The sequence below is a fragment of the Lysinibacillus sp. NPDC097195 genome (assembly GCF_044762075.1).
Classification (GTDB): Bacteria; Bacillota; Bacilli; order Bacillales_A; family Planococcaceae; genus Lysinibacillus.
On sequence record NZ_JBIWDP010000001.1, the window covers coordinates 202648 to 215108 of the forward strand.

The following is a 12461-nucleotide window of genomic DNA, read 5'->3' on the forward strand; positions in this document are numbered from 1 at the left end:
ATCACTATCGGAGGCAATAAACATGACAAAGACTATTTTAGTTGTAGAAGATGAATTTTCAATTGCGACCTTATTAAAATATAATTTAGAGCAGGCTGGTTATTCCGTTGAAACGGCGGCGGATGGTTTAGAAGGGTTGAATAAGGCTATGGAAATTCAGCCAGATTTAATTCTTCTAGATTTAATGCTTCCGAAGCTTGATGGCATGGAAGTTTGTAAGCAAATTCGTCAGCAACGAATGAATACACCTATCATTATGCTAACAGCAAAAGATGATGAATTCGATAAAGTGCTTGGTTTGGAGCTAGGTGCTGATGATTATATGACCAAGCCATTTAGCCCGCGGGAAGTATTAGCACGTGTTAAAGCTGTTCTAAGACGATTTACACAAAATGTTGTTTTAGAGGATAAAGATGAGCCTCAAGAAAAAATGTATGAATTTGGCCAACTGCGTGTCTATCCAGAGCGTTTTGAAGTGTTTTTACAAGAAGAAGCACTTGAATTTACACCGAAGGAATTTGAACTACTTATATATTTATTAGAAAACAAAAACCGTGTATTAACGCGTGATCAGCTATTAAGTGCTGTTTGGAAATATGATTTTGCAGGCGATACTCGTATTGTGGATGTGCACATTAGTCATCTCCGCGATAAAATAGAAGAAAATAGTCGTAAGCCGATGTTTATTAAAACCATTCGAGGTCTTGGCTATAAATTTGAGGAGCCGAAAACTTCATGAAATCAATGAGCAATCGCTTATTTTTGACATTCATGCTATCGCTCGGAACAATTCTTGCTGTCCTAATGATTGTGATAGGTCAGCTTTTTCCTGTTTATGTTGAGCAATATAACGAGCAGTCGAGCGCATTTAGTCAAGAAGCAATGGAAAAAGTACTTAATGAACGGCAAATCTCTTTATCTGATGAAGATAGAGACGCTTTATTTAGTGCGCAAACAATCGACATGAAGGACTCACTGCTGTCCTATGTTCGTGCTCGGTTGTACGGCGTATTAGCGATTTTATTTACAATTACACTTATTTTAATAGCGATTGTCAGTCGCTATATGATTCGCAATTTCACCGCTCCAATTGATAATGTGACTGAAACAGCGCTTGAATTGGCAAAAGGAAATTACCGTGCGCGTGCACATGAAAATGAGCATGAACGCATGATGCCACTTAGCCATTCTATAAATATTTTAGCGCGCAATTTACAGGATATTACGACGATTAGAGAGGTAGAAGAAGAAAGGCTAAAAACGTTAATTGAAAATATGGGAAGCTCCCTGATGATGATTGGACGCGAAGGCAATATATCTATCGTCAACCGTGTATTTTTAGAACGTTTTGGCATGCAAATAGAGCATGTGCAAGGGAAAGTCTTTCGAACGATTGGTTTACCGAAAACGCTTGAGCAATTTATAGACCATGTCTTTTTAACAGAAATGCCCTATCGACAACAAATTAAAATGGAAGTACAACAAGAGCTATACAATAAGGAAGTTTATGGAGCACCCGTAATTGGCGACCACGGACGATGGCTAGGGGTCGTTATCGTTATGCATGATATAACGGAGCTTGTCCGCTTGGAGCAAATCCGTAAAGATTTTGTAGCCAATGTATCACATGAACTTCGAACACCCATCACGTCGATTAAAGGCTTTTCTGAAACATTATTAGATGGTGCGTATAAGGATGAAAAAATGCTTCTATCATTTTTGGAGATAATGCATAAAGAGAGTAATCGTCTGCAAATGCTTATTCAAGATTTATTAGAGCTATCTAAAATTGAACAACATGGTTTCACCGTTAATATTATGCCAATGGGTCTGCAAGATGTATTGATACGGGGTGCGGAATTAACAGGTCCGCGACTTGATGAAAAAAATATGAGCTTTCATGTGGATATTGCGCGTGATGTAGAAGTAATGGGGGACGCTAATCGCGTCATTCAAATTGTTACGAATCTAATCACAAATGCTATAACGTATTCACCTGAAAATACAACCGTAACGATCCGCTTAAAGGAAGATGACACTTATGGAATAATTGAAATAGAAGACGAGGGGATCGGCATTGAAAAACATGAAATTGCACGTGTCTTTGAACGTTTTTATCGTGTGGATCGTGCCCGCAGCAGAAATTCTGGTGGAACCGGTTTAGGATTGGCCATAGTGAAGCACCTTGTCGAGGCGCATCATGGACGAATTCAAGTAGAAAGCAAAGTAGGCGTTGGCACGAAAATGATAGTGATGATTCCGAAAAAATTAACAAATTCTTTACAATAATTATACGTAACATTCAAAGTAGAGGGGTATACTATTTTATAGAAACCCCCTATTTTGTATTAAAAAGATGAAAATAACCGTCCAAAGATTTTAATTATGTATTTGAAGATTTCGATGGTTGCTACTTTAGTATTCACAACAAAAGAATCTATTTCCAAATTTTTTTTGGAGATAGATTCTTTTCTGTTTTACACTTGAATGAATTAGGTGTAAAGTATAGTAGCATAATGAATTGAAAGAAGGTTGACCATGAAAATCGTCAAAAGTTGCGTGCAAATCGGCTATCTTTATATAATTTTATTTATAGGAAATAGTATTGCGCGTTTACTTCACTTGCCGATTCCCGGTAGTATAATTGGACTGGTTTTGTTATTTTTAATGTTACAGTTTCATCTTATTAAGCTAGAATGGATCGAGTTAGGCGCAGGATTATTACTTAGTGAATTGTTATTGTTTTTCATTCCTTCGGCGATTGGTGTCATTGATTATGATGCGTTAATCGGTTTACAAGGTATGAAAGTCGTCGTTGTTATTTTAATAAGTGCATTTGTTGTCATGCTAACGACGGGCTATACTGCCCAGTGGTTAGGGAGAAAGAAAGGTGACGCTGCATGAGTATCGTTATTGCTGTCATCAGTTTATTAGGAACCATAGCTATTTTTTATGCTTGCAAAGCACTTTATCAAAAGTTTCAGAAGGAATGGCTAACACCGATATTAATTACGCCATTCGTGATTATTATCATATTGCTAGTAACCGGTACTTCTTATGCATCGTATAATGCAGGGGCAAATATTTTGTCTAATTTATTAGGACCTGCAACCGTTGCCTTTGCAGTGCCGATTTATAAAAATGTTCAGCTTTTAAAAAAGCACGCTTTTGAAATTATTTTTAGTATTGCCGTTGGCTCAGCTGTTGCAATTGCCTCGTCATACATTATCGCACTAGTTATTGGATTAAATAACGAGCTAGTTCATAGTCTAGTACCGCGTTCTGTCACAACACCTATAGCCATGGATATTTCCAATATGATAGGTGGTTCACCTACGCTAACTGCGGTGTTCGTTATGACAACTGGTATTTTGGCTAGCTTGCTGGCACCAATCGTTATGCGGATATGTCATTTCCGCAAGCCGTCTGCTAGAGGCTTAATGCTTGGTATGGGTGCACATGGCACTGGTACTTCAAAAGCATTTGAGTTGGGAGAACTAGAAGGAACCTTTGCTAGTCTTGCGATGATTGTAGCTGCTCTCATTAGTATTGTTTTATCCACTACATTGTTTCCGGTATTAGAACATGTTGTGATGAATATCCTGTTACCTTAATGGTAACAGGATTTTTTTATTGTGTGAGTTGTGCGAATTGTTTGAGTGCCAGTCACTCAAACAACTACCAAGTAAAAATCCACGTAGAGTCGTGTGGGAACGCACGTAATGTAAACTACAACAGGCGGCGCGTCAAGCGACGATTCTAGCTTACATCGTGCCCGCGGAAAGCGAAGTGGATTTTTACAATTTAGGAGCTCTCCTTATGTATTTGACTTACGATTGAGTTTACTTTATGAAATTATTTTGAATCTTTTTAAAGGCTATACCGTATACAATAGTACTAAGTAAAAGGGAGGAACAGACATGAGTGTGAAAAGGACACTAATGATGGTCGGAATTGGTATATTTGGAATCGTGGCACTTATCGCGGTATTTACTTCGTGGTACACAGTCGATGAATCAGAGCAAGCCGTAGTGATAACATTTGGTCGTGCCGATGAAACCGTAACAAATCCGGGCTTACATTTGAAAATGCCTTGGCCAATACAAACCGTTGAGGTTTTATCGAGAGAAACATTTAGTTTACAGTTTGGCTACAAGCAAGATAAAGAAGGTGAATTGGTCACGTATGATGCTGAAACAAAAATGATAACAGGAGACTCCTATATCGTTTTAACAGATCTTGTTGTTCAATGGAAAATTACCGACCCTCGTAAGTACTTATTTAATGCACAGAATCCAGAAGAAATATTACATAGCGCTACTTCAAGCGCGATTCGCTCTATAATAGGAAGCTCGACAATTGATGCTGCGTTAACAGATGGAAAAGCAGATATAGAAGCAAAAACAAGAGACTTGCTTGTTTCACTTATTGATAAATATGATATTGGCATTGGTGTATTAGGTGTCAAATTGCAGGATGTGGAATTACCGAATGCAGAAGTACGTGCAGCATTTACAGCTGTAACAGATGCACGCGAGATGAAAAATACAAAAACAAATGAAGCGCAAAAATATAAAAACCAACGCATAAGTGAAGCGACTGGTGAAAAAGATGCGATTATTTCAAAAGCGAATGGCGCGAAAACAGCACGTATTGAGCAAGCTCACGGGGATGTAGCAGTCTTTAATAAAATGTATGAACAATACAAAGGCAATCAACAAATTACACGCGAGCGTTTAATTTTAGAAACGCTTGAAAATGTGTTACCGAAAGCACAAATTTATATTATGAATGATGATGGAAGTACAATGAAGTATTTACCATTACAAGCGCTACAACCAACGACTCAACAAGCACCGACAGAGCAACAGACAACAACAGAGAAAAAAGAAGGGAGCGGTAATTAATGGACCAAAAAAATAAAGATTTAGATAAATTTCTAAAATTTTTATCGGGAAAATCAAAAAGTACTGCTCCAAGTGATGGAGACAATGTGATTAAAATGTCCAAAAAGGGTCCTTTAAATCCTAAAAAGTATATTTCTTTCATTGTCACATTAACAGTTGTCTTCGCTGTTGCCGTCATTCTCTTTGCCAATGTGTATATTGTGAAAGAGTCTGAGTATGCAGTTGTTCGACAGTTTGGGGAAGTGGTCAAATTTGAACGAAATCCAGGCTTGAAAATAAAAGTGCCCTTTATTCAGAGTGTGACGACATTGCCGAAAAATCAATTAACCTATAATATTTCTGAAGAAGAAATTAATACAAAAGATAAAAAGCGTATTATTATCGATAACTATGCAGTATGGCGTATAACAGATCCAAAAGCGTTAATCTCCAATGCGGGAACGCTAACGAAGGCAGAATCAAGGATGGCGGAGTTTATTTATTCTGTTATACGTACAGAGCTTGGGCAACTAAAATACGAGCAAATCATAAATGATGAAAACTTCGGTGATGAAAAAACTTCTCGAGGTAGTTTAAATGACCGTGTCACAGCTCAGGTGAATGAACTATTGCTAAACGATAAATATGGCATTGAAGTAGTCGATGTGCGCATTCGTCGCACAGATTTGCCAGTAGAAAATGAGCAATCTGTCTTTACACGCATGGTTTCGGAACGTCAATCTACCGCACAACTATATTTATCAGAAGGGGATGCGGATAAACGCCGTATTGAAGCCCAAACAGATAGAGAAGTGCAAGAGATGCTAGCAACGGCCAACAAAGCAGCTGCATTAATACAAGCAGAGGGGGAAGCGGAGGCAGCGAAAATTTACAATAGCTCCTTTTCAAAAGACCCAGAGTTTTATTCACTCTACCGGACATTAGAATCTTATAAGAAAACAGTTGGGGAAGATACGGTTATTATCTTGCCTTCAACGTCACCGTATGCAAAAGTGTTATCAGGCTATATAGAGTAATAGTGTAATCCTTGCAGGGGTTAATAGAGCATAGCTTAATTAAATAGAAGACATTTGTTGTTGATAGAAGAAGCTGTGAGTTCAGCTTAGGCCGCACATAAAGCCGTCCGTAGGGATATCAATGACTATAAAGTGTTAGATTGATTATCGTCAATCTAACACTTTTTCACATTTGTCCTCGCAGCCAAATAAGTGTCCAAACTATGAAATTAATTCTAACAAGTAATTGGTTGTGTCATAGACTGCTATTTTCTGATAAAATGATGATGTTTAAAGATGATAAATGGGGGTAATAGCTGTGAAATTAACCATTAGCACGTGGCTCCAAAACTTAGGGATTGCTTGTAGCATCGCATCGTTTTTTACACTTTTCTTTCGTATAACTGATTTTGCTTGGGTGACCAAAAGTGTTTATTATATTCCGGTATTTTTTGTAGTATTGTTTTTATTAGGATTGGTTATTGCAGAGGATGTACGAAAAGCTTTTAAAAAAATGTTCTGGTATGACAAACGCAAAGAACAACGCCCTATTTGGCAAGTGGGCATTGGCTTTATTTTCTTCCTCGCGCAAATTGGCATCGTAATGGTATTTAGTGAAGGACTAACACATTTAAAACTAGGTGGCATGCCTTTAGTTTTCGTTGTTGCTTTTATGAATGCTTTCATTCTGACAGTTATTTATGAGGAGATTTTCTTCCGTAAAGAAAGAGCGAAGACGTCAGTTAATAATAGTAAGTAGGTCGATTGCTAGGAGCAATTGACTTTTTTTATGGTTTTGGCTTAAAAAGTACGTGAAAATAAACTTCAAGTGAATTTTTCAACTAATATCCGTCCCTATGATTGGTAAAAAGTTAGCTTTCCCGATAAAGTAGAGGAAAGAGGCATTTTCAAACATACGTTTTCGTTTTACAATGAAAAGAACGACGACTTCAGGAGGACATTAAAATGACTAAGGAAAAATTACTATTACTCGACGGTAATAGTTTAGCTTATCGTGCATTTTTTGCATTGCCATTGCTAACGAATGATAGTGGCATTCATACGAATGCAGTATACGGTTTTACCACGATGTTACAACGAATTTTAGAGGAAGAACAACCGACGAAGATGCTCGTAGCTTTCGATGCAGGTAAAACAACGTTCCGTCACGATACCTTTACAGAATATAAAGGTGGCCGTCAAAAAACGCCACCAGAACTCTCAGAGCAGTTTCCTTATATTCGTAAACTGATCGATGCCTATGGGATTAAGCGCTATGAACTAGAAATGTACGAAGCCGACGATATTATCGGAACATTGGCCAAAGAAGCAGCAGGACAAGATATGGACGTCATTATTGTGTCAGGTGACCGCGATCTTACACAGCTCGCAACAGATAAAGTAACTGTGTACATTACGAAAAAAGGTATTACAGAAATCGAAAAAAATACACCTGCCTTTATTGAAGAAAAGTATGGCCTAACGCCACTTCAAATTATCGATATGAAGGGTCTCATGGGGGATGCCTCGGATAATATTCCTGGAGTACCTGGGGTTGGCGAAAAAACAGCTGTTAAATTGTTAAAAGAACACGGTTCAGTTGAGGCATTATATGAAGCAATAGATACGTTAAAAGCTTCGAAAATGAAAGAAAAGCTTGTTGCCAATGAGGAACAAGCGCTTATGAGTAAAAAGCTAGCTACAATTTTTACAGAAGCCCCAATCGACATTACGTTTAATGATCTTGCTTACAATGGCCCAAACGAAGAACAGCTTATTAGTGTATGGCAGGAGCTAGGTTTCAAATCATTGTTAGAAAAAAGTGAATTTGCTGTTGAAGAAGAACAACGTGCACCATTTGCCTTTGATTTTGTCCAAGAAGTGAAGCCTGAACACTTAAAAGATGTGATGGCTTTGCATCTAGAGTTAGAGGACGAGCACTATCATACTTGTCAGCAGTTAGGTATGGCATTAACGGATGGAACGAGTACGTTTTATGTGCCATTTGAGGCGGCTTCTAAATCCGATGTACTGCGTCGTTGGTTGGAAGATGCAACGAAAATCAAATATATTTCAGATTCCAAAGCAGCGCAGGCAGCATTGCAACGGGTAGGTATTCGTTTAGTAGGTGTGGAATTTGATTTACTGTTAGCGTCGTATATTAATAATCCTGCACTTAGTGGGGATGATGTAGCAACTTTAGCAAAAGACCTAGGGTACCGTGATGTGCAAGCAAATGAGGCAGTCTATGGAAAAGGCGCAAAACGTGCAATACCAGCTAGCGATGTCTTAGCTGAACATGTAAGCCGTAAAGCGTTTGCTGTGTGGACATTACAACCTAAATTAGAGCAATTGCTCAAAGAAAATGAACAGTTTGACTTGTATAAAAACCTAGAACTACCATTGGCTTCGATTTTAAGCGAGATGGAAAGTGAAGGGATTACAGTGAACCGTGCAACACTTGAAGCGATGGGACAAGAGCTAAGTAATAAATTAGTCATTATTGAACAGGCAATTTATGCGGAAGCGGGAGAAGCATTTAATATCAATTCACCGAAACAATTAGGTGTAATTCTTTTTGATAAGCTTGGATTATCAGTCATTAAAAAAACGAAAACAGGTTATTCTACAGCCGCAGATGTGTTGGAAAAATTAAAGCCCGAACATGCCATTATTGAGCATATTTTATTGTACCGACAACTTGGAAAGCTACAATCAACTTACATTGAAGGCTTGCTTAAAGAAATACACGAAAAGGACGGCAAAGTGCATACACGCTTCCAGCAGGCACTAACGTCAACTGGTCGTCTAAGTTCAACAGACCCTAACCTACAAAATATTCCGATTCGCTTAGAGGAAGGTCGTAAAATACGTCAGGCGTTTGTGCCATCACAAAAAGATTGGATTCTTTTTTCTGCCGATTACTCGCAAATCGAATTGCGTGTTCTTGCACATATGTCTGAAGATAAAAATTTAGTGGAAGCTTTCCAAGAAGGCATGGATGTTCATACTCGTACAGCGATGGATGTTTTCCATGTTACAGCAGAAGAAGTTGATAGCAATATGCGTCGTGCTGCTAAAGCCGTTAACTTCGGTATTGTTTATGGTATTAGTGACTACGGTTTATCACAAAACTTAGATATTACGCGCAAGGAAGCTGCTATCTTTATTGACAAATACTTTGCCAGCTTCCCAGGCGTAAAAAAATATATGGATGACATTGTCCAAGATGCTAAATTTAATGGCTTTGTCACAACGCTATTAAATCGCCGTCGTTATTTACCAGATATCACGAGCTCGAATTTCAATCTACGAAGCTTTGCGGAAAGAACTGCTATGAATACACCAATTCAAGGAAGTGCTGCAGATATCATTAAAAAAGCAATGATTGATATGGATGCTCGCTTGAAAAAGGAAAATATGCAAGCGAAACTTCTTCTACAGGTGCACGATGAATTGATTTTTGAAGCACCTAGAGAAGAAATTGCCTTGTTGGAAAAAATTGTACCAGAGGTTATGGAAAATGCCATTGAATTGATAGTTCCATTGAAAGTGGACTTCAACTATGGGGCAACTTGGTACGAAGCGAAGTAAGGAGGGGTATCATGCCTGAATTACCAGAGGTTGAAGGTGTCGTACAGGCATTAAAGCCAGAAATTGAAGGGCGCACAATTAAGCAAGTTCAGCTTTCAGAGATTATCCGCTTTTCTTATGATGAAGGAAAGCAATGTATCGTCAAGCAAGCTGAGCCAGATGCATTTGAGATGGCATTGTCTCAAATGACGATTACGAAGATTGAGCGCCGCGCAAAATATATATTTTTTCATTTGCAAAAAGAGGATAGGTCCTATGTGTTAGTTAGTCATTTAGGTATGACTGGTGCATGGTTTATCGTCAATACACCTGAAGAAATAAACGAAGAGAAATTTAAAAAGCATATTCATGCGACATTTCAAATGGCAGATGGCGGCTATTTAATTTATTCAGATATTCGTCGCTTTGGAGAATTACGATTTTTAACGAAAATTGAAGATCATGCCCCATTAACAAAAATGGCACCTGAACCGTTTGATGAAGTGGCATGTGATTATTTTATAGCGAAATCATTGCTACCGAAATACGAGAAAAAAGCTGTGAAAGAAGTCATTATGGATGGGCAAGTAATCTCAGGCTGTGGCAATATTTATGCCACAGAAGCGTTGTTTGCACAAAAAATTCACCCGGCCCGCAAAATGAACAGGATAAGTGAAAAGCGTAAACGTGAATTGTTTGCTGCGATTGTAGAGGTCTTGCGCCAAAGTATTGATGCAGGAGGCTCGACAATTTCAGATTATCGCAATATTAACGGTGAGGCAGGGAGCATGCAAAATCGCTTAAAAATGTACGGAAAGAAAATATGCCCTGCATGTGGTACAGGGACGAGTCAAATGACAATTGGTGGACGAACATCCGTGTTTTGTCCGAATTGTCAACATTAAAAGGGGAATAAACTATGATTATCGGACTAACAGGAAGTATTGCGAGTGGTAAAAGTACAGTCGCAAAAATGATGACAGCACTAGGGTTACCGATTGTCGATGCAGATATTGTCGCGCGTGATGTTGTTGAACCAGGAACAGAGACGTTGGCTCTCATTGTTGAAAATTTTGGAAATGATATTTTGCAGCAAGATGGCACATTGAATCGTTCGAAACTAGGGGATATTATTTTCCATGAGCCTGCGAAACGCAAAATTTTAAATGATATTATGCACCCTGCAATTCGTCAGGAAATGCTGCGTCAACGTGATGCTTATTTAGAGGCTGGGCAAAAACATGTCGTGATGGATATCCCATTACTTTTTGAAAGTAAATTACAACATTTTGTTGAGCGTATTCTAGTGGTTTCCGTTAGTGAAGAGGTGCAACTTCGCCGATTAATGGAGCGCAATCAATTATCAAAAGAAGATGCGCTTGCTCGTATGCATTCACAATTACCGATGTCCGTGAAAGAAAAAAGTGCCCATGCTGTCATCTACAACAATGAAAATTTACAGCAAACAGAAGAGCAATTATTGAAGATTCTTACGCATTGGGGCGTACTTTAGTTGAAATGTGTGGGTTAATCGTATATGCAGTGTAATGGCAAAGGCATCATGAGACGTATTCTTGATGCCTTTGCTTTATTAATTTTATACATAAAATGGAATATTGTTACTCGCAAAGATCGATGGTAGTGCAAATATTCATTCAATACGCAGCGTTCATCGTTGCGCATTTTATTGTTTTTATGCGTAATAATAAGCGTAAAGCACTGTATTTTTTCATTTCTAAAAAGGTGCTATTTTTCAGAAAATAAGAACTTTTTTATTATCAATATATAATGTTCATCTTTTTTAAAATTGTGTTATACTAATTACCGTAAAGTAAGTATATAATGATTATGAGTATGCACTCACAGGAGGATTTTATAATGACAGTATCAGTTGCTATTAATGGTTTCGGACGTATCGGACGTATGGTTTTCCGCCAAGCGATCATGCAGGATGAATTAAATATCGTTGCGATTAACGCAAGCTATCCAGCAGAAACGTTAGCACATTTGATTAAGTATGACACAAATCACGGAACATTCGAAGGTACGATTGAACCTGCAGGCGATGCTTTAATTGTCAATGGTAAACGTGTCCAAATTATTAGTGAACGTGATCCATTAAAATTACCATGGGCTACAATGGGCGTGGATATTGTAATTGAAGCAACTGGTAAATTCAATGATCGTGAGAAAGCAGCAATGCATCTAGAAGCTGGCGCAAAAAAGGTTATCTTAACAGCACCAGGTAAAAACGAAGACGTTACAATTGTTTTAGGTGTAAATGATGAAAAACTAGATGTTGAAAAACATGATGTCATTTCAAATGCTTCATGTACGACAAACTGCTTAGCACCAGTTGCAAAAGTGTTGAATGATACATTCGGCATCGAAAGCGGTTTAATGACTACAGTTCACGCTTATACAAATGACCAAAAAAACTTAGATAATCCACATAAAGATTTACGTCGTGCGCGCGGTTGTGCACAATCAATTATTCCAACTTCTACAGGTGCTGCGAAAGCACTGAAACTAGTGTTACCAGAATTGGAAGGTAAAATTCACGGTATGGCACTTCGTGTTCCTACACCAAACGTCTCATTAGTAGATCTTGTTGTAGATTTAAATACAGATGTGACAGTTGATTCTGTGAATGCTGCTTTTGTTAAGGCAGCGACTGAAGGACCGATGAAAGGCATCTTAAACTTCTCAATCGAGCCACTAGTATCTGTTGACTACAACACAACAACTTTCTCATCAACAGTTGATGGTCTATCAACTATGGTAATGGGCAATCGTAAAGTAAAAGTTCTTGCTTGGTACGATAACGAGTGGGGCTATTCTGCACGTGTAGTAGACTTAGTGAAAAAAGTTGCCAATGCTTTAGAAACAGTTAAAGCATAATAAAGTTTTACTACTTTTAAGCACATTGAAACGGTAATGGTTTCAATGTGCTTTTCTATTTAAAATAGACAAAACTATGTAATCA

11 protein-coding genes are annotated in these 12461 nt (G+C 38.1%); all 11 read left to right on the forward strand.

What is annotated here, in order from left to right:
- Positions 1-22: 22 nt before the first annotated feature.
- The 11 genes from ACIQXI_RS01025 to ACIQXI_RS01075 all read left to right on the forward strand — a co-directional run bounded on the left by ACIQXI_RS01025 (position 23) and on the right by ACIQXI_RS01075 (position 12376).
- On the forward strand, positions 23-739 hold the full coding sequence (locus ACIQXI_RS01025) for a response regulator transcription factor (RefSeq protein ID WP_402920588.1): 717 nt from the start codon (positions 23-25) through the stop codon (positions 737-739).
- Positions 736-2289 carry a two-component system histidine kinase PnpS gene (gene pnpS / locus ACIQXI_RS01030; protein WP_402920591.1) on the forward strand — a complete coding sequence of 518 codons (1554 nt, stop codon included), beginning with the start codon at positions 736-738 and terminating at the stop codon, positions 2287-2289. The genes ACIQXI_RS01025 and pnpS overlap by 4 nt, the downstream gene beginning before the upstream one ends.
- A 249-nt stretch (positions 2290-2538) precedes the next feature.
- Positions 2539-2904 (forward strand): CidA/LrgA family holin-like protein, encoded by a 366-nt coding sequence (locus ACIQXI_RS01035; RefSeq protein WP_402920594.1) that lies wholly within the window; start codon positions 2539-2541, stop codon positions 2902-2904.
- On the forward strand, positions 2901-3614 hold the full coding sequence (locus ACIQXI_RS01040) for an LrgB family protein (protein WP_402920597.1): 714 nt from the start codon (positions 2901-2903) through the stop codon (positions 3612-3614). Before ACIQXI_RS01035 ends, ACIQXI_RS01040 begins: the two co-directional genes overlap by 4 nt.
- A 306-nt stretch (positions 3615-3920) precedes the next feature.
- The gene (gene hflK, locus ACIQXI_RS01045; RefSeq protein ID WP_402920600.1) at positions 3921-4907 is read left to right on the forward strand and encodes an FtsH protease activity modulator HflK; all 987 of its coding nucleotides are present in this window, start codon (positions 3921-3923) and stop codon (positions 4905-4907) included.
- A complete protein-coding gene (gene hflC, locus ACIQXI_RS01050; protein WP_402920603.1) occupies positions 4907-5923 on the forward strand; it encodes a protease modulator HflC in 1017 nt (338 codons plus the stop codon). Before hflK ends, hflC begins: the two co-directional genes overlap by 1 nt.
- Positions 5924-6221: 298 nt before the next feature.
- The gene (locus ACIQXI_RS01055) at positions 6222-6662 is read left to right on the forward strand and encodes a DNA polymerase I (protein WP_402920606.1); all 441 of its coding nucleotides are present in this window, start codon (positions 6222-6224) and stop codon (positions 6660-6662) included.
- Between the two features lie 206 nt (positions 6663-6868).
- The gene (polA, locus tag ACIQXI_RS01060) at positions 6869-9496 is read left to right on the forward strand and encodes a DNA polymerase I (protein ID WP_402920609.1); all 2628 of its coding nucleotides are present in this window, start codon (positions 6869-6871) and stop codon (positions 9494-9496) included.
- Positions 9497-9507: 11 nt separating this feature from the next.
- The gene (mutM, locus tag ACIQXI_RS01065; protein ID WP_402920612.1) at positions 9508-10380 is read left to right on the forward strand and encodes a bifunctional DNA-formamidopyrimidine glycosylase/DNA-(apurinic or apyrimidinic site) lyase; all 873 of its coding nucleotides are present in this window, start codon (positions 9508-9510) and stop codon (positions 10378-10380) included.
- A gap of 14 nt (positions 10381-10394) precedes the next feature.
- Positions 10395-10988 carry a dephospho-CoA kinase gene (coaE, locus tag ACIQXI_RS01070; RefSeq protein ID WP_402920615.1) on the forward strand — a complete coding sequence of 198 codons (594 nt, stop codon included), beginning with the start codon at positions 10395-10397 and terminating at the stop codon, positions 10986-10988.
- Positions 10989-11353: 365 nt separating this feature from the next.
- Positions 11354-12376: a glyceraldehyde-3-phosphate dehydrogenase gene (locus ACIQXI_RS01075; RefSeq protein WP_402920618.1), complete on the forward strand. Its 1023-nt coding sequence runs from the start codon at positions 11354-11356 to the stop codon at positions 12374-12376.
- The last annotated feature ends 85 nt before the right edge of the window (positions 12377-12461 follow it).